The sequence below is a fragment of the Psychromonas sp. SA13A genome (assembly GCF_011378715.1).
Taxonomy (GTDB): Bacteria; Pseudomonadota; Gammaproteobacteria; order Enterobacterales; family Psychromonadaceae; genus Psychromonas.
In genome coordinates this window covers 14282-39505 of sequence record NZ_WTKU01000003.1, presented here as the reverse complement: position 1 = coordinate 39505, position 25224 = coordinate 14282, and the positions used below count along the sequence as shown (strand labels likewise).

Sequence of the window (25224 nt, the reverse complement as noted above, 5' to 3'; positions counted from 1 at the left end):
CTTTAGTCTTTGATCTGCTTTACTGAATGTTAATCAATCATTTGATAAAGTGGTTGGTATTAATTATTGTTACATTTGTAATTGAATTAAGTGCTTTATAACTAATAATTATCAATATTAAGCTGTGCTTAGCAGTTGGCAGTTCATTAACTAGTGTATAAATGGTGCAAAATTAAATGCTTTATTATTACTTTTTGTTATTAATTAAAGATCCTCACAATGTTTAGTTATCGTAATAAAAAAATACTCATCGTCGATGACCAAAAAGCATTCCATGTAATGCTTAAAGCAATGCTCACTAATCAGGGGGCAGAAAACATCACGTTTGCAGAATCTGCAGAGCAAGCGGCGCGTATAACTAACCTTGATCAATTTGACATCTACCTGTTGGACTACAACTTAGGTGGCGGTAAAAATGGAGTGCAATTATTTGATTACCTGAAGCGAAATGACTTAATACCTGAGCATGCGTTGTGCTTCATTATCACCGGGGACAGTAATAAAAAAATGGTATTGACTGCCATGGAAAAATCGCCCGATGACTACCTAATGAAACCATTTTCACCTATACAACTAAGTAATCGTCTCACAGCAGCAATGCAACGAAAGCAAGTACTGCAGGAAATAAATGAAGCAGTCAATAATGATAAGTTTGAGGTGGCGATTTCACTTTGCCAACAAAAGATTGATGCAGAACCTAAATTTCGTGCCCTATGTAAAAATGTATTAGCTGACATTTATATTCAAATGGGGCAATTTAGTAATGCAGAAAGAATTTTGAAACCAATGGTAGACCTAAGACCATTAGTACACCCGAGCATCAGTTTAGGTAGGTTATATTTTTTACAGGAAGATTATACAAAGTCTATTGAAGTATTAACGCGCTTAATTTCCTATGCGCCGATGCAAATGGAAGCTTATCAATGGTTAGCCCGTGCTTACAAACATGATGGGCAATTGCAAAATGCCTTGAATATATTAAGCCACGCGGCGACAACAACTCATCATAGTATTGAACGCCATCAGGAAGTGGCATTATTAGCCACGGAAATGGAAGAATACATTTTAATGCTAAGCAGTTATGCCTCTATCTTGCACTTAAGTCGTAACTCGTTTTATCCTGACCCCTGTCATCTTGCCAATTATTTGCGCAGTATTGTTGCCTTTGCAAAGAAAGAAGATGATATGAAAAAGCGCAAAGATATATTAAAAAAAGTAGCTTCAACACTCTACCAAAGTCGCTTTGAAGAGGGTAAAAATAAAGATTTTAATTTTGATGGTTTTGACCAAATATATCAGGCGAATGTGCTGTTAGCACTTAATGAACCATTAAAAGCAAAGCGCCGTATATTTAATACTTTAAGCAATACGACTGAAGAAGTTGCAGATTTTGATACCACTTTTTTAACTGAAAGTTTATTTTCATTGCTAGATATAGGAGAATTTGAAGAGGCTAGCCCTTTTTTAGCTGAACTTGAGCAACGTAATATTGTAGATCAAAGTACTCAGCTTAGTATTAAAAAACATACTGGCGAATTACTTGATAACCGTATTAACAGTTTCACTAATTATAATAAATTAGGTATTAAGTTTTTTAGAGAAAAACAATTCTCGCAAGCAATTGAGAGCTTTGATCAAGCATTAGCATTAGAGCCAGTGAATACCGGGGCATTATTAAACCGCTCTCAGGTATTTATTAAAATGCTGCAAGAAATGCCGCAGCGAAAAGATCATCAAGCACTAATTAAGCAATGTCAAAATAGTTTTATATTGCTTAATAATACGCACCTACCTGAACAATATGCAAAACGTTTAAAAGCATTACAACAAGAGTTAGCAGATATTCGAGCAAAGGTTAAGTAGCTTAAATAGCACTTAAAAATAAGTGCATGCTCAGCCTACTTTATCTTGTAATCGATAAAGCAGGCCATAAACATCATTAATCGGCTAATGTTTTAGCTGGACCAAATACTTCATAGAAAATTTGCGAATCGGCTACTTGTAAGGTTTTAAGTTGTTGATAAACAGCTTTCATCATCGCTAACGGACCACACAGATAAAATTCAGCTTCAGCCATTGGTAAGTCTGCTTTAATAGTTTCCATATTGATCATGCCTTGATGCTGTCCTTGATTGACAGTGCCAGCTTGTTGATAAAAAAGATGTCCGTTAGCTTTATTATCTGCGATTAACTTATCTAAATAGGGTTTGAAGGCATGATGCTCTTGATCTAGCGCACCATGTACAAAATGTACTTCTCGAGTCGGATAATCAACGACTAGTGTTTCTAACATTGCTTGCATTGGCGTAATACCAACACCACCACTGATCAATACCACTGGGTTTTGCGAAGCTGTTAATACAAACTCACCATAGGGATTAGACACTTGAATAACATCACCTTCATTGAGTTGCTTATGTAGGTAATTAGAAATAACGCCTTCACCCTGCTCACTTGCTTCTTTTTTAACAGAAATTCGATAACCTTTAGCATCAAAAGCGCCCGAAAGACTGTATTGACGAATTTGATGATGCTGATGGCCAACGGGATGTAAATGCAATGCTATATATTGTCCTGCTTCATATTGACTCACTGCACCTTGGTCTGTAGGTTGCAAATAAAATGATGTAATTAAAGGCGTTTCTTGTCGTTTTGAAACAACAGTGAATTCACGCGTTGCTACCCAACCACCTTCTTTTTCAGCACTTTCTTGATACAGTTCTTTTTCTCGCTCAATAAACACATTAGCCAACAAACCATAACCACTTGCCCAAGCAGCAAGCACTTCATCACCAGGGTTTAATATCTCTTTAATAGCAGCTAATAAAGCACTGCCAACTAATGGGTAATGTTCAGCTTTAATACCTAAACTCGCGTGCTTTTGAGCAATGCGTTCAACATCGCCTAAAATAACCGATAAATTATCAACGTACTTTGCAAAGGCATATACAGCCATTGCTAACGCTTGTTTTTGATTGCCCGTTTTTTGATTGGTCATGTTAAAAATATTGCATAGTTCAGGATTATTTTGCAATAAAATTTGGTAAAAACGGCCAGTGATCTGCTCGCCATACTCTGCCAATGCTGGTGCACTTGCTTTAATTATTTTTATTTCATTATCAGTTAACATGACCTACCCCATAAGTTGCATTTAAAATACTTGTTAAAATTTATAATACGCATCTTAAATGCTTCTTTTAAAACATGCAAACTAAATGCATAATAAGTTTCACTAAAAGTCACTCGCTTTGCATGAGTCGCTTGAAATAATAAACACACTCGATGCCTATCGGCGTGCAAAGGATTAAAATGCAGTTAACTAAACATACGGACTATGCAATTCGCGTTTTGATTTATTTAGAAAAACGATATATTGAAATGCAGGATGGGAAAGACTCATTATCGACAGCAACGGATATTGCGTCGGTATTTAATATCTCTTTTAATCACCTTACTAAGGTCGTGCAACACTTGGGGCAAGCAGGCTTTATTGAAACGGTTAGAGGCAAAAGTGGTGGCGTAAAATTGGCCAGATCCGCTCACTTAATTAACTTAGGTGAGGTGGTACAAGCAATGGAAAAGTCATTGGACCCTGTCAACTGTGCCGAACCTCCCTGTCGACTAAGAAGTGCTTGCTTAGTAAAACCTATTTTAGATAAAGCAATGAATGCCTTTATTGAAGAATTGAAAAAATATACACTTGCGGATATTTGCATCGAAGAAAATAATGATGTGTGGCAGCTAAAACTGTCATAAATAATAGTAATTGTCATAAATAACGCAATTACATTCATAATAGCTGAACTTATAGCCATCCAGATGCCAAAGACAAAAGGTAAAAGAGAAAGACAAAAAAACTAACAAGCTGAAACGCTAAGGGCTATTTACTACTACTTTAATACCTGCCTAGCATAGGTTATTACTTGCTCGCTTAGTTGTTGCATCAACTCTCCTCCTAACTGCCAACAATGCCAGTACAAGGGAACTCGTAACTTATAGTCAGGCAAAATATCAATCAATCGACCAGATTTTAAGTGGCTTTGAACATTAAATATACTGTTGAAACTATAAGCTCCACTGGCTAATGTTATGTCTACAAAAGCTTCAGATGAACGTACTGTATGGCAAGGGTATTGCCCCATTTGTAATTGAAAATGTTCACGTAAAAAAGCTAAATGAATATCATCGCTTTGGTCAAAAGACATGGCCGGAGCAAGCTGTAAAGTTTGTTTATTGACTCCCTGTTTAAAAAATCGATCAATAAATTCAGGGCTGGCAACACATACATATTCCATATAACCTAAAAAATGGCTATCACTACCACTAATCGCCTTAGCTTTGCTACTCAAACAAGCTAATGCTTCACCACTGCGCATTCTTTCCCAGGTAGTCGACTCGTCTTGCACAAACAAATTAAGCTGTACATTTTTCTCCTGTAACAATGGACTTAATGCAGTGATTAACCAACTCGCTAAGCTGTCTGCATTAACCGCCAAAGGTAAGGTTTGTACCTTGTTACTTTGCAGATCTAGCTGCTGATTTAACTCCACTTCCAATTGTAAAACGCGTTGATAATGGCCTAATAGCAAGCGTCCGAGATTGGATGACTGTGGTGGTGAAGAGCGAATTAATAATGGCTCGCCAAAGTGTTTTTCTAATAACTTAATACGCTGCGATACTGCAGACTGGGTAATAAAAAGGCGTTGGGCCGCTCGCTCAAAGCTTTGCTCGGTTACCACTGCATCGAGTGCTTTTAGTAATTTATAATCGATATTACTTAAATCCATCACTTACACCTTTTGTTTGAAACGATAACCCAAGATCAGAACTTAAATGCTGGGCTTCACTATTTAGCTCAAGCACTCACCTTACGCAAACGACTCATTATCTAATCAGAGAATGACTTGTTCACATGATCACTTCATTAGTAAAACTAATCTAATATTAAATACATTAATTATACTAACACCAATAAAATATTTATAGTAACGCCCTCTTTCAGATAATCATTATTAATGAGTAATTATGTTAAGCACTTATTTTACCGGCCTCACCTTGATGGCGACTTTAATAATGCCCATTGGAATGCAAAACGCGTTTGTATTAAACCAGGGTATTAAGCGTCAATATCACCTATTTGTTGCCAGTTTCTGCTCTATTGCCGATGCCGTATTTATGTCTGCGGGTGTATGGGGAGGGGCAAAAGTATTTAATGCCTACCCTTGGTTATTAACAAGTATTGGCGTTATCGGTTCTGTATTTATGGCCTATTACGGTTTTTTATGTTTTAAAAGCGCATTTAAGGGTGGTAATAACCTCACTACCGACCATAAAAACCGTGGGTTCAAAGCTATTTTAATTGCCTGTTGTGCATTCACTATCTTAAACCCGCATGTTTACATTGATACTATTGTCATTTTAGGTGGTTTTGCCGCCAACTTAACAGCTGAACAACGCCCATGGTTTGTATTAGGAGGTGTGAGTGCTTCATTTATATGGTTTTTTGCTCTGGCTTTATTGGGTCAAAAACTAGCACCTATTTTATCCAAACCGAAAAGCCAACAGATCATTGATTTTGTGATCGCTATTCTGATGTGGGTATTAGCAGCTTATTTATTATATTATGTGCTAATAAAATAATGATTTACGCTCATGAGGAAATAATTTGCACACCATTGCACAACTGAAAGCAGGTCAATTAATAGGTATTAAACGCCTACAAATTTCTGAAAAATTAACTGAATTTCCAATGGAAATTTTAACACTCGCAGATACCTTGGAGATATTAGATCTATCCAATAATCAACTAAGCACACTGCCAGAGCAAATATCTCAACTCACTAAACTGAAGATTATTTTTGCCTCTAACAACTGTTTTGAAGTATTACCCGTTGCCTTAGGGGCATGCCCATTATTAGAAATGGTGGGTTTTAAAGCCAACCAAATAAAAGAGGTACCAGCAAATTCATTACCTCTGTTATTACGTTGGTTAATTTTAACCGATAATCAGATAGTTACCTTGCCAGAAACATTAGGCGAGCGTCCTCGTTTGCAAAAACTCGCATTAGCAGGCAATCGTTTAACACACCTACCGGAAAGTGTTAGTAGATTAGAGAATTTAGCGTTATTACGTATTTCAGCCAATCAACTAAGCACATTTCCAAAACAGTTGTTAACGCTGCCTAAACTGGCTTGGTTTGCTTTTGCTGGTAATCCTTTTTGTCAAACCGATTTGCATATTCAAACTGTACCCGAAGTATCATCGGATCATTACACGTTATTAGAAGTACTTGGTCAGGGCGCATCGGGCGTTATCTATAAAGCACAATGGCATGAAACAACTGCAACCACTCTCTGTGACTTTCCTGAACAGGTAGCAGTTAAGGTATTCAAAGGCGAAGTCACTAGTGATGGTTATCCTCAAGATGAATTACAAGCTTGTTTAAAAGTAGGTGGTCATAACAACCTTATTCAGTCTATCGCACAGGTTAATGAAAAGGGTTATCTAGCATTGATCATGGCATTGATTCCAACACACTTTAAAAACTTAGGGTTGCCACCGGATTTTAACACTTGTACTCGCGATACCTTTGATCCAGAGTTTAGCCTACCGATAACTGCGATTAAAAAAATAGTAGATCAAATGCAACAAGTATTTGAACACTTGCATGATAATCAGGTTTGTCATGGTGACTTGTATGCACACAATACTTTATTTGATCAGGAAGCTAATATTATTTTTGGAGATTTTGGTGCCGCTAGTATGTACCACATGCTAACGCCTGAAATTCAAACTGTGATTAGAGGGATAGAGCATCGTGCATTAATTCATTTTATTGCAGATTTACTCAGTATTTGTGTTACCAAAGATAGGCACACAGAGGATTATCATACTTTAAAGGAGCGTGTTCTCAAAAGTTAGAATACGCTAAGTTTTTATCCTGAATTTTTATTAATAGTAATCAACTTAATCAGCAATCAAATGAGTCGCCTTTGTAAACGACTCATTTGATACGTTATATTCAACACTTCCAATAGCGGAAATTAACGTAAATCATCAACCACAGCTAACATTGCTACTAAAGATGCTTCACCTAGTTTTATTGAACGCTCAGGCGACCAACCCATGGTTGGGTCGGGTAAGTTATCGTTATCTTTAAATGGCATTTCTAAAGTATTTGCAAGACAATCAAATTGTTCTGCAACCCAATTAGTTGCCACGGTCATATTTGCTTCACCTGGCGCATCAACGTCATAACCAAATTGAGATTGGAAATCGGCACTGGCTAGTTTAAGTACGTCAGAAAAACGTTCACGTAATCCAGCAAGTCGTAGATTATAACTTGGAGCACCTTCAGAGCCAGCTAAAAATACAAAAGGCAAAGCTTCATCGCCATGAACATCATAAAATAGATCCACACCAGTCTCTTTCATCTTATTCACAACATGAAATACTTCAGGGCTTTTTTCTAAACTTGGGTTTAACCATTCACGATTTAAATTCACACCAAGAGCATTAGTACGCAGATGTCCACGCACACTGCCATCAGGATTCATGTTTGGCACCACATAAAAATTCGCTTTATCTAACAATAATTTAGCAGTTGAATTATCGCTATCTAACAAACTATGTAAGAGCCCATCCACCAGCCATTCCGCCATTGTTTCACCAGGATGCTGACGTGCTGTGATCCAAATATTACGTTTATTAGTATCCCCGTCTCCGATTTTAACCAAGGTTAAATCACGTTGGTCAATGGTTTCACCAAGATGCTCTAAACTGACTAATGGATGCATCTGCACTGCCGCTAATAAGTCTTGATGACGTTCATAACTGTAGGGAGCGAAATAAGCAATCTGAATGTTTTCGCAGTCCATATCGGCGACAATAGTGAGTTTTCCATCTTTATAAAATGTTGGTAATCTAAACCAATGTTGACGGTCATAGGAAGCTACCGCTTGGTAGTTTTCCCAGCCTTCAATGTAAGAGGCTTGACCAGCATTGAGAATATTAAGAATATATTGTTCACCAACCTCACCCTCTATGCGAAAGTTAAACCACTGAAAGAACTCGTTTCCAACATCAGGACGAATAGCCAGCTGAATATCTTTTTTATCATCTAAATTAATAACTTCAATATTGCCTGCATCGAAATTAGCAGTGATACGCATAGTCTTTCCTTTTTAATAAGTTGCTTTGAAGAGTTGATACCCATAATATTTCAAGAGTATAAATAGCATAAACGATCCCACGGCAAGCGCCTAGGGAAAGTGTTTTTAATAACGCCATAAATTAGATATGTGATCTCAACTCAGAATAAGTAATGCTTACAAAAATGACTGAGTGTAGAAAAAAGCTAAATATAGAAAATAGCTAAATGTACAAAAACATAACATCACTTTTAAAACCGTTAACCTATGAACAGGAAATATAATGGAATACCTTCCCAAATTATTAGCCCGCCAGTTTAAATGGTTAAGTGATTTTTCTATATTAACCCTCTGGTTAATGTGCATGGGTGCAGCCATCTTATTGCCCGTACTAGCAGGATTTTTAGTGAAAATAGATGGTTATTGGGCATTAGTTTTATTAAGTGCTTATTTAATCTGTTTAGTGGGAATGTTGACGGCTAAATACTACTATCAAACAGACTTACTAACAGGCGAACCAGTACCCTACAACCGAAAAAAACACAGACTATTTTTAGTCGTTGTGTATCTATTTTTATCGATGGCCATACTATTAATCTCATCCCCTCTTATTGCCGCCCTCTTATTACAGCCCTAATAGGGTAAACCTAAATAATAAAAACTAGTTAAAATAGCATCGTCTCTAAAGCGCCAAAAATGTAATGCGAGCAACATTACATTTTTGGTATTGAGTAACATCCAGGTTTACGTGGACAAACCGCCCCACGCGAGCAGATTAAACGTGCTTTTTCTTCGATCCCTCGCTCTATCCAATTAATATTAAGAATACGTGCAACGGCAATTAACACCTTTTTAATATGCGCGGGGATCACCGCTTCACCACCATTCTCAATACACAATTTTTTTAATTCATTAACTAAAGCTAACGCGTCATAGCCTTGCGCAGTGATCGCAGGACTTAACTCAATGCCTGCACACAAAACATGCGATGCATCGGTTAAATCTTTAACTTTAATCGACTCACAACAATAGATTTTTGGTATATCACCGTCATTAAGAATAGATAACTGTGCGGCAGTGCCTTCCTGATTAGCCGCGAGCATTCGAAACACAGACCAATGTTGACAAGGGTCATTAACAATACGCATATTTCCCCAAGGTAGTGGAATACCATTACCACGATATACCGCTTTTAGTTTACCGGGACTATAGGCATCAAAATAATGCCAGTGAGGATAAGCTGACACCGCGGTCATTCTGCGCATCACCACCGATGAAGAAACATCAATCACTTTACCGATATTGATTTCATAACCGTGTCTATCTAACAATTGTCTAAACGCCACTTTAGGGCATAACAAAGCCGCGGCAAAAAAGCTGCATTCGAAATCACGCCATGCGTGTAAAATATCCTGGGATTCTAACTGAGTAGATGGGGCCGAACTGTTTGGTCGTTTCTTTTGCACATCATATTGGGCTCTATCCCCCGCGACCATAATGCTTTTTTCACCGTCATTGTTATGTAAAACACAGTGTGCAATATGTACAGCTAATTCATATTTCAAACGTGCCGAATTTTTTTTCAATTTCTTATTTAAATACACAGTAGATGGTGGTTGTAGATAAGAAGTCACCATGCTTTTCATACTTTGAGATTGTTCGTCCTCCGATAAGTTCTTTTGATCTTTAAGATCACTGAACCAGCGAATACTTAATCCTTTCTGCTCAGCAATTTCTTGTAGATCTTCCACATATAACGGCATTCTTTTTTGCCCAACCTCTTCTGCAGCACGCTCTAGGTCGGGAAAATGATTTTGATGGTGCTCTTGGTAAGCACGTATTAATAAATGCGCAAATTGGCGTCCCGTGGTACCCGTTTGAGACAGCATTTCAGGAATCGCTATTTGCAGAATATCTTGAGAAAACAAAAAGCTAGGCTCAAGCGCCATGCCGCTAATGCCGCCTCGACTCCCCTTTTCAGGCGTTAACTCATCGGGCGCGGGTGCATCATCTAAGAACCATTGCACGTTTTTTTGAAAAACCTGTGCAATTACCTCTAGCATTTCTTCACTAGGGATACGTTTTCCGCGTTCTATCATAGAAAGGTAAGAAACGGATGGTGCATTTTCAGGTGCTAATTTTACACACCTAGATGATAAGTCATCCAAGGTTAAATGGTTACGTTTCCGTAAGTTACGGATTTTTGTACCGAGAAAATGTGACTGTCTAGTTAAACTTTTATTTGATTTCATTTGTAAAATTCACACTGTGTAATTTTCTTTGTGAAATTATATAAAAAAATAATCTAATATCTCTCACATCGGTCACAAAGCAAACAATGAGTAGTGAACGGTTAACGCGATGAAAAGCAAGTTTGTGATCCAAGTTTGTGATCCAAGTTTGTGAAAAACGATAGCTAACAAGCAGTTTTCAACTGTCGGTTTTCAAGAATCGGTTTTCAACAATCACAAACAACGCATTAACTAACCCATATAAGGAATTAAATGATGAGCCTACTACAACAGCAACAAAATCAAATAGATCTTGGTTTTTACGATTTCATCAATAACCAAGTATTACCCCACACAGAGATTAGTCCGACTAATTTTTGGTATGACTTTAATAGTTTGATCAGTGACCTAACGCCACAGAATGTCAACTTACTTAGCATTCGTAAAAACATGCAACAACAAATCAATCAATGGCACCGTAATAACCCTGCAAATGACCCGACTGAATACGAAGCTTTTTTACGCGAGATTGGTTACTTGCAACCTGAAGTAGAAGATTTTTGTATCGAAACAGAAAATGTTGATGCGGAGATTGCAACCATGGCGGGACCACAATTAGTCGTGCCAGTTCAAAATGCACGCTTTGCATTAAATGCAGCCAATGCAAGATGGGGCAGTTTATATGACGCCTATTACGGTACCGATGCAATCGCACCACTTTCTACAGAGTCAGGCTTTGATGCTCAACGTGGTGCAAGTGTTATTGATGCAGCTAAAACATTTTTAGATGAGGCTTTCCCGTTGAATAACGGTTCGCACAAAGATGTGTCTAGCTACTTAGTTTATTTTCAACATCTTTTAGCTTTTTTCCCTGATGGTTCAGAAAGTGGTTTACGTAGCCCTTGTCAATTTGTAGCCTTCGATGGTTCAAAACATGAACCAAAATATTTACTACTTAAAAACAATGGCTTACATATCGGCATCACCATTGATAAATACGGAAAAATAGGTGCAAACGATATTGCAAATATTGATGATATTGAAGTTGAATCGGCTCTAACAACGATTGTCGACTTTGAGGACTCTATTGCGGCCGTTGATGCGGAAGATAAAGTTGATGCCTATAAAAATTGGTTAGGGTTAATTAACGGAGACTTAAGCGCGACGTTTAAAAAGCAAGATCAGTTAATCACTCGCAATATGAATCCAGATCGTAGTTACACCGATAAAAGCGGTTGCCCCTATAACGTGCATGGCCGCTCATTACTACTAGTACGTAATGTTGGGCACTTAATGGGCACTGAGCTGATTAAAGACAGCGCTGGTAACAATGCGCCGGAAGGCATTGTTGACGCGGTAGTGACCTCATTGATTGCAAGCATCGATTTGCAAAAAACATCTGGGCTACGTAATTCACGCACTGGCAGTATCTACATCGTTAAGCCCAAAATGCACGGTCCCGATGAAGTTGCTTTTACTAATCTGCTTTTCGAACGTGTTGAACAGATGTTAAACCTGCCAGAGAACACCATTAAAATGGGCATTATGGATGAAGAGCGAAGAACCACACTTAATTTAAAAGCCTGCATCAAAGCGGCAAAATCACGTGTGGTATTTATTAACACCGGCTTTTTAGACCGTACAGGTGATGAAATCCATACCAGTAATGAAGCCGGTCCGTTTTATCCAAAAGCTCAAATCAAACAACAACCTTGGATCCAGGCTTACGAGGACAATAATGTACAAGTTGGATTACGTTGTGGTTTTAGTGGCCGAGCACAAATAGGCAAAGGCATGTGGGCAATGCCCGATGAAATGCAACAAATGATGCAACAAAAAATAGCACACCCGCAATCGGGTGCTAATACAGCTTGGGTTCCTTCGCCCACTGCTGCTACTTTACACGCATTGCATTATCACAGTGTTGATGTCTTTAAGCAGCAGAAAGTAATTCAACAACAGCCAGCAGCAAAATTACGCGATTTGTTGCGCATGCCGGTGATGCCTGCATCTATGGTACTAACTGAAGATCAAATTATCAGCGAATTAGAAAATAATATTCAAGGGATTTTAGGCTATGTGGTGCGCTGGGTTGAGTTAGGCGTGGGCTGTTCAAAAGTACCAGATATTAGCAACACAGGCTTAATGGAAGACCGCGCGACATTACGCATTTCTAGTCAGCATATCTGCAACTGGTTACATCACAATATATGTAATGCGCAGCAGGTTGAGCAAGTTTTACAGAATATGGCCAGCATAGTGGATACACAAAACCAAGGCGTTGCGGGTTACCAAAGTATGATGCCGAATTTTTCTAACAATATGGCATTCAAAGCCGCCCGAGATTTAATCTTTAAAGGCGCACAACAACCTAACGGATATACCGAACCTTTATTACATGAATATCGATTATTTGCCAAAAATCACTAGTGTCTATTGCTCTTTCCAATTTTCGCTAGCGTTTATAACACTCTTAAAGTGCTTACATAACTTAATGACATCAAATGGAGAAATATCATGAACTATAGAACTGAAACAAATAATGCTCGCCAGTTTACTGAACAACAAGGACAAACGTGGAATGCCATTAATCCGGAATATATTGCACGTATGCGCTTACAAAACCGTTTTAAAACGGGGTTAGATATTGCCAAGTATACTGCCAAAATAATGCGTGAAGATATGGATGCCTATGATGCTGACAGCAGCAACTATACGCAGTCATTAGGTTGTTGGCATGGTTTTATAGGTCAACAGAAAATGATCTCCATTAAAAAGCATTTTCAAACCACTAAAGGTACTTACTTGTATTTGTCAGGTTGGATGGTAGCAGCGATGCGTTCCGAGTTTGGTCCACTACCCGACCAATCAATGCATGAAAAAACCACTGTGCCTATGCTTATCGAGGAGTTATATACCTTCCTCAAGCAGGCAGATGCGCGTGAGTTAAATCATGTTTTTCAGGAGTTAGACCGTGCCGTCGAGAGTGGGGATCAATTAGCACAACAGGCCATTCATAAACGTATCAATGAATTTGAAACACATATTGTGCCAATCATTGCTGATATTGATGCCGGTTTTGGTAACGAAGAAGCAACTTACCTATTAGCGAAAAAGATGATTGAAGCCGGTGCATGTTGTATTCAAATTGAAAACCAAGTTTCTGACGCAAAACAATGTGGTCATCAAGATGGCAAAGTTACGGTACCACACGAAGACTTCTTGGCAAAAATTAATGCCGTACGCTACGCGTTTATGGAACTGGGTGTAGAAGATGGAATTATTGTTGCGCGTACAGATTCATTAGGAGCAGGTTTAACCCAAAAAATTCCTGTATCGCAATATCCTGGTGATTTGGCTGAGCAATATAATGATTTTATTGATGGTGAATCGTTAACATCATTAGACCAATTACAATCCGGTGATATGGTATTAAGTCGAGGCGGAGAACTGATTAAACCCCATCGTTTGGCAAATGGTTTAGTACGCTTCAAAGCTGATACGGGCGAAGACAGAGTGGTATTAGATTGCATCACCTCATTGCAACACGGTGCAGACCTATTATGGATTGAAACAGAAGCGCCTAACGTGCAACAAATTGCGGGCATGGTAAACCGTATTAGAGAGGTGGTACCAAATGCAAAATTAGTTTACAACAATAGCCCATCATTTAACTGGACGCTTAACTTCCGTCAGCAAGTATTTGATGCATGGCAAGCTGCAGGTAAAGACTTATCCTCATACCAACGTGGCGATTTAATGAGTCAGTTGTACGATGCTACCGAATTAGCAATAGAAGCGGATTTTAAAATCCAAAACTTCCAACAGGAAGCGTCACAGCAGGCAGGGATTTTCCATCACTTGATCACCCTACCGACTTATCACACGGCGGCACTTTCTACTGATAACTTGGCAAAAGAGTACTTTGGTGAACGAGGCATGCTAGCTTATGTTGATAATGTTCAACGCAAAGAGATCAGAGAAGGATTAGCTTCTGTGAAACATCAAGACATGTCCGGCTCTAACATTGGTGATGATCACAAGGAATACTTCTCTGGAGATCAAGCGCTGAAAGCATCCGGTGTCAATAATACAATGAGTCAGTTTTCATAAGAAGTTGTCTATAAGTGCTTGTCCATAAGCTCTGGTTTATAGGCTCTTGTCGATAAGCAATCGCCGATAGGTGATGACGCTAAGTAAAGCAGGTAAGGCAATAATGACAGGCTTTGCCACTCAACAAAAACCAATCCAAGTGATTGGTTTTTTTATGGCAATAGGAATAAAAATAGAAATAGAAATAGAAATAAGAATAGTAGCCAGAGCCTAACTAGATTAAGTGACTAAAAACAGAAAAACGCAAAAAATAATCAAAGAGCTGAAAATTATTTAGCTGGTATTGATGTAGCTTAACTTCTTTTGCTCTTAAAAAAGATATGTTTCTTAATACTTATTGGCAATGAAAGTTAATCTATCAATGACCCAAAATACGTTATTAAATATGCTAAAAATATCAATTACTATCGGCTTATGTTTAATCGCATTGGGTATTTACTTACACTTGTTCAGTGAAAAAATGCATCAACTTGGTGTCACAGGCATTATTATCAGTGCAACCTGTATCGCAATAGGATTCATATTTTCCTTACCCACTAAAATATTTTTGACCATTCTATTAATGAAGCGTGAAGCCGATATAAAGGCTGCACACACTCCCCATAACGAAACTAAAAGTCATTATAAAGGTTGTTTTGAAAATAGTATTGAAATCAACAGTGTTGAAAGTAATATTGAAAATAGCATCGAAAATAGCATTCAAAGTAGCGTCGAAATTAGTGTTGAAAGCCGCCAGAACAAAAATCAGCACAAGGAAGCTTCATATCCTCTCCATAATAAAGAGTTGAATTAGCAAATCCCTACCCACGACACAGTTTAATCAAACAATTGCTGAAAATAGAATAAATCATTGAAGATCAAGTAAATGTAAATTACTGTATTTTTTTGTATTATGAGCATTGTCATCAACATAGGCATAAAAACCTACACTCTCCATTCTCATTAGGCAGCGTAAAGGAAATCACCATGCAATCTCCTATTTCAACAGATCGTTTGCGCTTTTTACTCAATAGATTGCGAGAACGCCTTTGGGTCAGACCATTAGCCGTTTGTTTAATATCGATTGTAGCGGTTTTTACCGCAAAACTGGCTGATGACAGTGGGTTAGCAGACTTTGTTCCCGAAGTAACGCTGGACTCAATCGAAACACTATTAGCTATCATGGCAAGCAGCATGTTAATGATCGCCACTTTTTCTGTATCTTCAATGGTATCAGCCTATGCATCAACCAGTAATACAGCAACACCACGATCCTTTAGTTTAGTGGTCGCAGATGATGTATCACAAAATGCATTATCGACCTTTGTAGGTGCTTTTATTTTTAGCGTAGTAGCATTAATGGCAGTTAAAAATGCTTACTTTGAAAAACCAGGTTTATTCATATTATTTATTCTAACGGCAATGGTTTTCGCCATCGTGATTGTCACTTTTGTACGTTGGGTAGATAACATTGCTCGCTTAGGAAGGCTTGGCTCAACCATAGATAAAGTTGAAAAAGCCACTGAGCGAGCTTTACAACAGCGAAAAAAATACCCCACTTTGTGTGCGATGCCAGAAACGAGTACCGAGTTACAAGGACAGCCAATATTTGCCACCAGCGTCGGATATGTTCAACATATTGATATGGCGGCAATTCAAAGTTGGGCTGAAGAAACTCACTCACAAGTTTTAATTGCTGCGCTACCCGGAACGCTCGCCGCTCCGGATAGCGCATTAGCTTACATCAGTACTTCTAATCATCTGGTCAATAGCGCTCCACAGAATAAATTATCCCATGACAAATCAGCCGTCGACTGCAGCAGGGTGATTAAAGCGTTTCAGATTGGAAATAATCGACTGTTTGAAGATGATCCTCGTTTTGGTCTGGTGGTTTTATCTGAAATAGCTGCTCGCGCCCTATCGCCTGCAGTCAATGATTCTGGCACGGCGATCAACGTTATAGGCTCTCTATTACGATTATTAACTCTGTGGAATGGGGCGACTATTCATCCAGATCAAGAAACAGAAAGTGAGGAAGAGCAATGCAAATATGACCGAATAGCTGTCCCTACTCTTTCCGTACAAGATATGTTTGATGATGCATTCACAGCCATTGCAAGGGATGGTGCAGGCGCTATAGAAGTGTCAGTGCGTTTACAAAAAGCATTGAATACCTTGTCTGCAATCGGAGATACTAAAATGAATGAAGCGGCATTATACCATGCCCGATTAGCATTAAAGCGTGCTCGAATCGCCCTTGATGTGGAGGAAGACATAGCAATTGTTGAAAAAGCAGCCAGCTTTTCAAAACACGCGGGCAAGCAATAACTTTGCTTATGCTTATATGCTTATACCCAATGGATTCGAGTATAAGCTTAAGCACGGCAAGTTTGATCGCTTAAACAGACAGCCCCTTAATATTTTAAAGCCTAAATCGTTAAGAACCGAAAATTTCAGGCTCTCTAGTCCCAAGCAAATACCTAGGCGAGTAATGATATTTTATCCTTTATAAAGGTTATCAAAATTTGGGATCGCCTCTTCCCATATAGGTTTATCCTTACCAATAAATTCGCGTACAGCATCTAAAAACAAACGTGTTCTTACCGGTAAATCACGATGCGGATAAACAGCATACATTGGGTTATCTTCAGCCATCTTAAGGTCCGTTAACAAAGGAACTAAGGTGCCATCTTTCACTTCATCTTTAATTAAAAAAGAAGGTAATAAACCATAAGCGGTGCCCGATAGTATTTTCATTTTTAATACTTCACCATCATTTGCCCTAAAAATACTACGCATCTTTTGCTCACAATCCTTGCCATCTTCATCGATATAGGTGATTCGATCTATTCTTACCTGCGAGTTAGCATAGTTGGCAGCCGGAAAGTCAGTTAAATCTTCAATGGTTTTTGGAAGCCCATAGGTTTCAATGAATTCTGAAGTAGCTAAGATTAACCAACGATTACGCGCAATCGGTCTAGCAATCAATGAAGAGTCTTTTGGTTTACCTACTCTAAATGCTAAATCAAACCCTTCAGAAATAATATCAACCAAACGGTCATCTAAACGCATCTCCACTTCAACCTGTGGAAAACGTTTTTGAAAATCATTAATTACAGGTTGTAAATAACGTTGACCAATAATAGCGGAAGCAGTAATTTTTAATAAACCGCGAGGTTCTTGGTGATAATTTTCAGCCATACGCAATGTTTCAGATAATACCTGCCGCAACTCAGTGGCTTTTTTAATCATTTCAGCACCGGCTGCGGTTAATGAAAATGATCGTGTGGAACGATTCAATAATCTTACGCCTAACTCATCCTCTAAGCGGCCTATCTGTTTTGACATAACAGAGCGATCTACATTTCGAACTTCAGCGGCTTTAGCAAAAGATCCTTGCTCAACCACTTCAAGTAACATTAAAAGGCGACTGGTCGTATCCATTTTTTCATCCAAAATAGTTAATTATTAAAACATTGATGCGATATTGGCATTAATGAAATTAAAAAACCATTCTTTTTTATCACTACTTAGTTTCGTATTATAGCCTCAATATTTTATTGGAGCCTCGTCATGAAGAAACACCTAATCGCCGCGTCTATTGCAGCGGCAAGCTTTACATTAATCAGCTGTGCTGAAGAACCTGTACCGGCAGTAAGCCAAGCACCTTTACAATCGATTGATGTTGCAGAGGTTTTAATTAAACCAACTCAAAGTTGGCACACCTACACGTCTCGCTTAGAGTCGCCTGAAGAAGTTGCATTAATGCCACGTATTTCAGGATTGATAGAAGAAATTAGCTTTAAAGAAGGCGACCATGTTAAGCAAGGCGATTTATTATTTAAACTAGATAGCCGCCCTTTTGCCGCTGTAGTTGCGAGCTTAAAAGCACAAGTAATGAGCGCACAAGCGGCATTAAGCCAAGCTGAAAGTGAAGCAAAGCGTGCAGTTAGTTTGAGACAACGCAAAGCTATTTCTACGGAAGAAGCTGAATCACGCACATCCACATTGCGTCAACGCCAAGCACAACTTGCTGCATTAAAAGCACAGCTAACAGCTGCACAATTAGATTTGGAATTTACAGCTATCCGTTCCCCTATTGATGGCATTATTTCTCGCGCTAATATCACCAAAGGAAATAATGTAATTGCAGGGCAAAGCGTATTGACGTCAATTGTATCAAACAAAGCAATGTACGCTTACTTTGATGTTGATGAACGTACTTGGAATCGTTCGTTTAACGATGTAACTGCATCAAGCAAGCAACAGGTTGTGATGCAAAAAGTAGGTCAAGAGGACTTCCCGTATTCAGGTTACATCAACTTCATTGATAACCGCATTAACTCTGCAACGGGTACGTTACGTATCCGCGCTATTTTCCATGAAGCGAGTGATGAGTTACGTTCAGGATCATTTGCACGTATTCGATTAGCGGCAAATGAAGTGACCAAACAGGTAATAATACCGGATCGTGCAATCGGCACAGATTTAAAAAATCGCTTTGTTTTAACCGTGGGTGAAGGCGATATTTTACAATATAAATTAGTCGAAGTTGGCGAACGTTACGGTAGCCTTCGTGCAATTTCATCAGGTTTAAAGAAAGGTGATGTTATTGCGGTTAACGGCCCAGCACGTGTAGGTCCGGGTATGCCAATTTCTCCAAATGTGACCATGATTGATAGTAGCAGTGCTTCCTTTACGTTAAGTGAACCAGAACAACAATTAGCAGCAAGCCGTAAGGAACCATAATGAAATTTTCACACTTTTTTATTCAGCGCCCTATTTTTGCGGCTATGCTGTCATTGGTAATTTTAATTGCGGGTAGCATCTCGTTATTTCAATTACCAATCAGTGAATACCCTGAAGTCGTGCCTCCGACTGTAGTGGTGACTGCTAATTACCCTGGTGCTAATCCAACGGTTATTGCACAAACGGTAGCAACACCGCTGGAGCAAGAGATCAACGGCACAGAAAACATGCTGTACATGTTTTCTCAAGCGACCAGTGATGGACGTATGACGCTAACGGTTACTTTTGCTCTGGGTACAGACCTTGACCGAGCACAAACGCAAGTACAAAACCGCGTCAATAGTGCACTGCCACGTTTACCAGAAGAAGTGCAACGATTAGGTGTGGTAGCAGAAAAATCTTCGCCAGATTTAACCATGGTAGTGCATCTTTTTTCACCGGAAAAAACACACGATACAACCTACTTATCTAACTATGCTGACTTATATGTTAAAGACCAGTTAGCGCGTTTAGGTGGTGTCGGTGATGTACGTTTATTTGGTGGAGGTCAATACTCAATGCGAGTTTGGCTAAATCCCGATGCATTAGCCGCTCGTGAAATTACAGCAATGGACGTTATACTTGCATTACGCGAGCAAAACCAACAGGTTGCTGCCGGTAGTTTAGGCGCTCAACCCGCTGTAACGGACAGTCAATTTCAAATTTTATTGAATGTGAAAGGTCGTCTTGAAAGTGTGGAAGAGTTTGAGCAAGTTATTATTAAAGTAGGTGACAATGGACAATTAACCCGTCTTAATGATGTTGCTCGCATTGAATTAGGACAAGATAATTACTCTCTTAGGTCGATGTTAGACAGCCAACCTGCGCTGGCTATTCCAATCTTCCAACGCCCTGACGCCAATGCCATTGACTTGTCAGATCAAGTACGTGAAACGATGAAGCAATTATCTAAAGCCTTTCCGGCTGGGGTAGAATACGATATTGTTTACGATCCAACTATTTTTGTTCGTGATTCTATTGATGCCGTTATTGAGACATTACTTGAAGCTATCGTACTGGTAGTAATTGTTGTTATTCTGTTTTTACAAACATGGCGTGCATCTATTATTCCACTTATTGCTGTGCCTGTTTCCTTGATTGGTACTTTTGCCGTCATGAACTGGTTGGGTCTTTCTATTAATACACTGTCGTTATTTGGCTTAGTACTGGCGATCGGTATTGTGGTAGATGATGCGATTGTGGTGGTAGAAAATGTTGAGCGAAACATTGAAAAAGGCCTATCACCAATAGAAGCAACGCGTGTTGCGATGAGTGAAGTAACCGGCCCAATTATTGCGATTGCATTGGTGTTATGTGCGGTATTTATTCCAACAGCATTCATCAGTGGTTTATCGGGTCAATTCTACAAACAGTTTGCACTGACGATTACTATTTCTACAGTTATTTCAGCGTTTAATTCATTGACATTATCACCGGCTTTATCGGCATTACTGCTTAAGCCTCACGATAGCGAACCGGACCGACTAACACGCTTTTTAAATGCCCTATTTGGACGTTGGTTATTTAAACCGTTTAATAAATTGTTTGACCGAGGAGCACAGGGTTACCAAAAACTAGTTAAAAAGCTAATACGTATGGCAGTGGTTGTAATGGTCGCTTATGTCGCTTTATTAGGTGGAACAATTAGTCTATTTAACTCAGTACCGGGTGGGTTTATTCCTCCACAGGATAAACAATACCTCGTGGCGATTGCGCAATTACCTGATGCGGCAAGTTTAGATCGTACTGAAGCAGTAGTTAAAGAGATGGAAAAAATTGCACTGCAAGTTCCTGGTGTAGCGCATACCGTTGCTTTCCCTGGTCTATCGGTGAATGGTTTTACTAATAGCCCCAATAGCGCCATTATATTCACAACATTAGATGCTTTTTCTGAACGTACAGACCCAAGCCGATCTGCGATGGCCATTGCTGGAAAATTAAACCAACAATTTACTGCTATCGATGAAGCTTTTGTTGCTGTGTTCCCACCACCACCAATCCAAGGTTTAGGTACAACAGGTGGTTTCAAATTACAGATTGAAGACCGTAATAACAAAGGTTTTGAACCTTTATTTGATAGTTTACAAGCAGTAATAGGTAAGGCTCGTCAAGATCCTGCATTGACAGGACTCTTTTCAAGCTTCCGTATTCAAGTTCCACAAATGGATATTGATGTCGACCGTGAACAAGCATTAATTCAAGGTATTCCATTAGATGAAGTATTTAACGCACTACAAGTCTACTTAGGCTCCGTATATGTTAATGATTTCAATTTATTTGGCCGTACCTATAAAGTAAATGCACAGGCAGAAGCGGAATTCCGTGAAGACCCGTCGCAAATTCTTAATTTGAAAGTGCGTAATCGACGCGGTGATATGGTGCCACTAGGTTCAGTGTTAACCGTTACACCAGCAATTGGTCCAGACCGTGTAATGCATTACAACGGTTACCCAAGTGCTGAACTAAATGGTAGCCCAGCACCTGGTTATAGCTCAGACCAAGCGCAACAAGCAATTGAAAAGATTCTAGCGGATACGTTACCGGCAGGAATCGCATACGAGTGGACAGATGTTACCTTCCAACAAATATTAGCGGGTAATACCATGGTTTATGTATTCCCGTTAGTTGTGTTGTTAGTGTTTATGGTACTGGCTGCACAATATGAAAGCCTGCGTTTACCGCTAGCAATTATTTTGATTGTACCAATGACCATCTTCTCAGCACTATTAGGAGTGTGGTTAGTTGACTCGGATAATAATATCTTTACTCAGATTGCTTTGATTGTATTAGTTGCATTAGCATCCAAGAATGCAATATTAATGGTCGAGTTTGCTAAAGACAGAAATGATCAAGGACTCTCTCATTTAGATGCCATGATTGAAGCGTGTCGTATGCGTTTACGCCCTATTTTAATGACCTCTATCGCATTTACTGCGGGTGTTATTCCATTAGTATTAGCCACTGGCGCGGGTTCAGAAATGCGTCATGCCATGGGTAATGCAGTATTTGCAGGAATGATCGGTGTAACAGTGTTTGGTTTATTATTTACACCTGTATTTTATATGCTGATGAGTAAAACTAAGCAGTTAAAATAAGCAGCAAAAAATATAACGAAAGTAGCTTGGTAAGCTAGGGATATAAACCTAGCTTACTATTAAATTTTGATGATAGTGCTTGGCCTAATAAACTTGTATCTGATGGGTACAGTAGTTATGCAAGTCAAACCACAGTCTGAAACACATCAACCTTCAGGCTGTTTTCATCAATATACTATTTTATTGTATTAAAAATTTTAAAGAAAAATATAAATGTTGTGCTTTTGTAATTTACATCAATTTTGTTATTCATATCAATATTGCACAACATTTTATTAGATAAAATTAATTTAAATCAATATGTTAGTTTAAAGTAAAAAAGCTAATATATTGATATAAATTAATTCAAACTAGCAATAATTAGATTATACAAGCAGGTTATATCTGCCTCAAAGCTCATCAAAATATAAGTAAAGATAAGGTGAGTAAGTCGATAAATAAATGACTCGAGAGGATGGCTTTTTAACTTTGTTATAACCTAATTTAAAGTACCTTTTTGAATATAAGACAGGATGTTGTCACCGTGCGGAATTTACAAATCGTACAATTTTAACATTGCTTATTGGGTGCTTTCCTTATAGGCCTTAAGAGATAGAGTTTAACCATGACAATAGCAAATACTACAATAAATATCCCATCAACAATGTCCGGCATTGTATTAGATGAACCAAACCAAGATATCACCTTATCAAAGGTGGATTTACCTGTACCTGAATGTGATGATAATGAATTATTAATTAAGGTTGAATATGCAGGATTAAATTCCGTCGATGCGCTGTTCGCCGGGAAAGGCTTTTTCCAATGGCAGTACCCACATGTTTTAGGTTTAGATGCGGTAGGCATTGTCGTTAAAGCCAAAAAAGGAGTTTATCCTAATATTGGTGACCGTGTAATGTGGCATGCGAGTCTTGGCGATCAAGGTGTATTAAGCGGTTATGCAAAAGTGACTAATTGTGCAGTTTCTGTTGTGCCTAATAGCATTCCAGCGATTACTGCAGCTGCCTTACCCTGTGCTGGTATGACCGCATTAATTGCATTAGAAAAGCTTGATGTTACAGATGGTGAAGCGATATTTATAGACGGAGGTGCAGGCGCCGTTGGACAATTTGCGATTCAATTTGCAAAACAACGTGGTGCTACGGTTTTTGCTACCGCTTCGCCACATAATCACAAGTTACTTAAAAAATTAGGGGCCGATGCGGTATTTGATTATCACGATAAAAAGTTATGTGAAAAAATTCGTCGTGAATTAGGTCCACAGGGGTTTGATGCAGTGATCGACACCATTGGCGGTGAAAACACCGTACGCAATATAGATTTGATGCGTTTTTGTGGTCGTATTGCTTGTTTAAAAGCACTACCCGCCTTTGAACGTGAGCAAATGTTCCGTAAAGGCCCAACTATCTGTATCGTATCGCTTGCTGGCGCTTGGCTTGCAAAAAGCTTATGTGCACAACAAAAAATGAGCTTTATGAATAATGTACTGCTTGAAGGTGTCGCTAGTGGAGAAATTAAAGTGCCACAAATAAGCACGGTTGATTTTACTGCTGATGCAGTTTCAGCAGCCCTAAAAGGACAACTTGATGGAAGTTTTACCGGCAAAAAAGTGGTTAAGATTAGCGCTTAATATCCAGACAAAATAGCTCAACATTAGCGCTTAATAGTACTTAGTAGTACTTAGAATTAGGGCTTTGCAATGAAGCAGCTGTTGAGGAAAAACATTGAAAGATAGCATTGAAAGAAGCAGTGAGGCATAGCATTAAAACCGAGTGTTAAGCCTCAACTTTAGCTTCTTTCCCTATTGTGTTACATCAACTGCAACCAATACAGTAATGACACACCGAGGCTACAAGTAAGCAGTGACCCTATGGTCGTCATCGCAATCACATTTGCTGCCAAATCTGCATTATGGCCCATTGCACGTGCCATTACATAGCTAGCGGCTGCCGTCGGCGCCGCAGACATAAAGAACACAATACCTAGCTCGATGCCAGTAAAACCAAATAAATAAGCGCCCCCTGTTATAAAGATCGGCCCCACTATAATTTTTAATAACGTTGAAAATCGGCAATTAAAGCTATTATCTTTTAATGCTTGAATATTTAAGCTCCCTCCGGTGCATAACAGTGCCAACGGTAAGGTCATATCTGAAAAGTACTGCCCGGTATTAATCACAATATCCGGTACTGGAATGGCAAGAACAAAAAACACCAAACCGAGCATAATGCCAATAATAAGTGGATTTTTAGCGATCGATTTAAACACGCTGATTAACATTACAGGGTTAACGCCCTCTTTTTTAGGCGATAATATGATCACTGATAAAATGTTATATAGCATGGTATGAAAAGCCACATAAACAGCCGCTAACCCAATACCCGCATCACCATAAACATTTGCTACGTAGGCTAAACCGATAATCGCCGTATTACTACGGAACGCACCTTGGATGATCACACCATGATCCTGCTTATCTTTGACCCAATATTTGGTCACTAAAATGCTGAATAGAAAAAAAGCAAAATTTGCAATAATGGAGTAAACAATTAAAGGGAAGTCGATTTCTGCATCACGGTTAGTATTAATAATCCCAAGAAATAATAAAGTCGGTAACGTGACTTTAAAAACAACCTTTGATCCTGTTTCAATAAATGCATCGTTAATAGTCCCCGTCTTTCTTAGCAACCAGCCTAAAAATAGCAGTAAACAAATGGGACCAATAATAGAAAATGAAAATTGTAACGACTCAAAAAACATAAAACGCTCTCGAATGAAGGCTGTATATCAACCACTAGAAATAGCGATAAACAGAAATAAACACTTAGCTCAAACAATATACAATCTATTGATAAAAGACTACAAATACC

At 38.7% G+C, this 25224-nt stretch carries 18 protein-coding genes; 12 read left to right on the top strand and 6 right to left on the bottom strand.

Annotated features, from left to right (window positions below; all coding sequences use genetic code 11):
• The first annotated feature begins 219 nt into the window (after positions 1-219).
• Positions 220-1863 (top strand): response regulator, encoded by a 1644-nt coding sequence (locus GQR44_RS04240; protein WP_166369609.1) that lies wholly within the window; start codon positions 220-222, stop codon positions 1861-1863.
• Positions 1864-1939: 76 nt separating this feature from the next.
• Here GQR44_RS04240 and hmpA read toward each other — a convergent pair whose 3' ends face one another.
• On the bottom strand, positions 1940-3130 hold the full coding sequence (hmpA, locus tag GQR44_RS04235) for an NO-inducible flavohemoprotein (RefSeq protein WP_166369607.1): 1191 nt from the start codon (positions 3128-3130) through the stop codon (positions 1940-1942).
• Positions 3131-3309: 179 nt separating this feature from the next.
• Here hmpA and GQR44_RS04230 point away from each other — a divergent pair, with 179 nt between their 5' ends.
• Positions 3310-3756 (top strand): Rrf2 family transcriptional regulator, encoded by a 447-nt coding sequence (locus GQR44_RS04230; protein WP_166369605.1) that lies wholly within the window; start codon positions 3310-3312, stop codon positions 3754-3756.
• Between the two features lie 134 nt (positions 3757-3890).
• Here GQR44_RS04230 and GQR44_RS04225 read toward each other — a convergent pair whose 3' ends face one another.
• A complete protein-coding gene (locus GQR44_RS04225) occupies positions 3891-4787 on the bottom strand; it encodes a LysR family transcriptional regulator ArgP (RefSeq protein WP_166369603.1) in 897 nt (298 codons plus the stop codon).
• Between the two features lie 238 nt (positions 4788-5025).
• Here GQR44_RS04225 and GQR44_RS04220 point away from each other — a divergent pair, with 238 nt between their 5' ends.
• Positions 5026-5640 (top strand): LysE/ArgO family amino acid transporter, encoded by a 615-nt coding sequence (locus GQR44_RS04220; protein ID WP_166369601.1) that lies wholly within the window; start codon positions 5026-5028, stop codon positions 5638-5640.
• Between the two features lie 25 nt (positions 5641-5665).
• Positions 5666-6922 carry a leucine-rich repeat-containing protein kinase family protein gene (locus GQR44_RS04215; RefSeq protein ID WP_166369599.1) on the top strand — a complete coding sequence of 419 codons (1257 nt, stop codon included), beginning with the start codon at positions 5666-5668 and terminating at the stop codon, positions 6920-6922.
• 122 nt (positions 6923-7044) lie between these two features.
• Here GQR44_RS04215 and GQR44_RS04210 read toward each other — a convergent pair whose 3' ends face one another.
• Positions 7045-8172, bottom strand: a complete 1128-nt coding sequence (locus GQR44_RS04210; RefSeq protein ID WP_166369597.1) for a M14-type cytosolic carboxypeptidase — start codon at positions 8170-8172, stop codon at positions 7045-7047.
• Positions 8173-8434: 262 nt separating this feature from the next.
• Between GQR44_RS04210 and GQR44_RS04205 the strand changes: the two genes are divergently transcribed.
• Positions 8435-8788 carry a hypothetical protein gene (locus tag GQR44_RS04205; protein ID WP_166369595.1) on the top strand — a complete coding sequence of 118 codons (354 nt, stop codon included), beginning with the start codon at positions 8435-8437 and terminating at the stop codon, positions 8786-8788.
• A gap of 76 nt (positions 8789-8864) precedes the next feature.
• Here the strand turns inward: GQR44_RS04205 and GQR44_RS04200 are convergent, their stop codons facing one another.
• The gene (locus GQR44_RS04200; RefSeq protein WP_166369593.1) at positions 8865-10403 is read right to left on the bottom strand and encodes a DUF3612 domain-containing protein; all 1539 of its coding nucleotides are present in this window, start codon (positions 10401-10403) and stop codon (positions 8865-8867) included.
• Positions 10404-10658: 255 nt separating this feature from the next.
• Between GQR44_RS04200 and GQR44_RS04195 the strand changes: the two genes are divergently transcribed.
• The 4 genes from GQR44_RS04195 to GQR44_RS04180 all read left to right on the top strand — a co-directional run bounded on the left by GQR44_RS04195 (position 10659) and on the right by GQR44_RS04180 (position 16802).
• Complete coding sequence (locus tag GQR44_RS04195; protein WP_166369591.1) at positions 10659-12812, top strand: malate synthase G; 2154 nt, start codon at positions 10659-10661, stop codon at positions 12810-12812.
• 87 nt (positions 12813-12899) lie between these two features.
• On the top strand, positions 12900-14495 hold the full coding sequence (locus GQR44_RS04190; protein WP_166369589.1) for an isocitrate lyase: 1596 nt from the start codon (positions 12900-12902) through the stop codon (positions 14493-14495).
• Between the two features lie 361 nt (positions 14496-14856).
• A complete protein-coding gene (locus GQR44_RS20025; protein ID WP_346774322.1) occupies positions 14857-15288 on the top strand; it encodes a hypothetical protein in 432 nt (143 codons plus the stop codon).
• A 173-nt stretch (positions 15289-15461) separates the two neighbouring features.
• On the top strand, positions 15462-16802 hold the full coding sequence (locus tag GQR44_RS04180; protein WP_166369587.1) for a DUF2254 domain-containing protein: 1341 nt from the start codon (positions 15462-15464) through the stop codon (positions 16800-16802).
• Positions 16803-16973: 171 nt separating this feature from the next.
• Here the strand turns inward: GQR44_RS04180 and GQR44_RS04175 are convergent, their stop codons facing one another.
• A complete protein-coding gene (locus GQR44_RS04175; RefSeq protein ID WP_166369585.1) occupies positions 16974-17918 on the bottom strand; it encodes a LysR family transcriptional regulator in 945 nt (314 codons plus the stop codon).
• Positions 17919-18047: 129 nt separating this feature from the next.
• Between GQR44_RS04175 and GQR44_RS04170 the strand changes: the two genes are divergently transcribed.
• The 3 genes from GQR44_RS04170 (at position 18048) to GQR44_RS04160 (ending at position 23984) form a co-directional block, all read left to right on the top strand.
• The gene (locus GQR44_RS04170; RefSeq protein WP_166369583.1) at positions 18048-19223 is read left to right on the top strand and encodes an efflux RND transporter periplasmic adaptor subunit; all 1176 of its coding nucleotides are present in this window, start codon (positions 18048-18050) and stop codon (positions 19221-19223) included.
• Positions 19223-22357, top strand: coding sequence for a multidrug efflux RND transporter permease subunit (locus GQR44_RS04165; RefSeq protein WP_166369581.1), 3135 nt, complete (start codon positions 19223-19225; stop codon positions 22355-22357). The genes GQR44_RS04170 and GQR44_RS04165 overlap by 1 nt, the downstream gene beginning before the upstream one ends.
• A gap of 604 nt (positions 22358-22961) precedes the next feature.
• Complete coding sequence (locus GQR44_RS04160; protein ID WP_166369579.1) at positions 22962-23984, top strand: zinc-binding dehydrogenase; 1023 nt, start codon at positions 22962-22964, stop codon at positions 23982-23984.
• 179 nt (positions 23985-24163) lie between these two features.
• Here the strand turns inward: GQR44_RS04160 and GQR44_RS04155 are convergent, their stop codons facing one another.
• Positions 24164-25114: an AEC family transporter gene (locus GQR44_RS04155; RefSeq protein WP_166369577.1), complete on the bottom strand. Its 951-nt coding sequence runs from the start codon at positions 25112-25114 to the stop codon at positions 24164-24166.
• Between the last annotated feature and the right edge of the window lie 110 nt (positions 25115-25224).

Coding starts and splice junctions, on each gene's coding strand:
- GQR44_RS04240 (WP_166369609.1), top strand. CDS start 220: ATGTTTAGTTATCGTAATAAAAAAATACTCATCGTCGATGACCAAAAA.
- hmpA (WP_166369607.1), bottom strand. CDS start 3,130: ATGTTAACTGATAATGAAATAAAAATAATTAAAGCAAGTGCACCAGCA.
- GQR44_RS04230 (WP_166369605.1), top strand. CDS start 3,310: ATGCAGTTAACTAAACATACGGACTATGCAATTCGCGTTTTGATTTAT.
- GQR44_RS04225 (WP_166369603.1), bottom strand. CDS start 4,787: ATGGATTTAAGTAATATCGATTATAAATTACTAAAAGCACTCGATGCA.
- GQR44_RS04220 (WP_166369601.1), top strand. CDS start 5,026: ATGTTAAGCACTTATTTTACCGGCCTCACCTTGATGGCGACTTTAATA.
- GQR44_RS04210 (WP_166369597.1), bottom strand. CDS start 8,172: ATGCGTATCACTGCTAATTTCGATGCAGGCAATATTGAAGTTATTAAT.
- GQR44_RS04205 (WP_166369595.1), top strand. CDS start 8,435: ATGGAATACCTTCCCAAATTATTAGCCCGCCAGTTTAAATGGTTAAGT.
- GQR44_RS04200 (WP_166369593.1), bottom strand. CDS start 10,403: ATGAAATCAAATAAAAGTTTAACTAGACAGTCACATTTTCTCGGTACA.
- GQR44_RS04195 (WP_166369591.1), top strand. CDS start 10,659: ATGAGCCTACTACAACAGCAACAAAATCAAATAGATCTTGGTTTTTAC.
- GQR44_RS04190 (WP_166369589.1), top strand. CDS start 12,900: ATGAACTATAGAACTGAAACAAATAATGCTCGCCAGTTTACTGAACAA.
- GQR44_RS20025 (WP_346774322.1), top strand. CDS start 14,857: ATGACCCAAAATACGTTATTAAATATGCTAAAAATATCAATTACTATC.
- GQR44_RS04180 (WP_166369587.1), top strand. CDS start 15,462: ATGCAATCTCCTATTTCAACAGATCGTTTGCGCTTTTTACTCAATAGA.
- GQR44_RS04175 (WP_166369585.1), bottom strand. CDS start 17,918: ATGGATACGACCAGTCGCCTTTTAATGTTACTTGAAGTGGTTGAGCAA.
- GQR44_RS04170 (WP_166369583.1), top strand. CDS start 18,048: ATGAAGAAACACCTAATCGCCGCGTCTATTGCAGCGGCAAGCTTTACA.
- GQR44_RS04165 (WP_166369581.1), top strand. CDS start 19,223: ATGAAATTTTCACACTTTTTTATTCAGCGCCCTATTTTTGCGGCTATG.
- GQR44_RS04160 (WP_166369579.1), top strand. CDS start 22,962: ATGACAATAGCAAATACTACAATAAATATCCCATCAACAATGTCCGGC.
- GQR44_RS04155 (WP_166369577.1), bottom strand. CDS start 25,114: ATGTTTTTTGAGTCGTTACAATTTTCATTTTCTATTATTGGTCCCATT.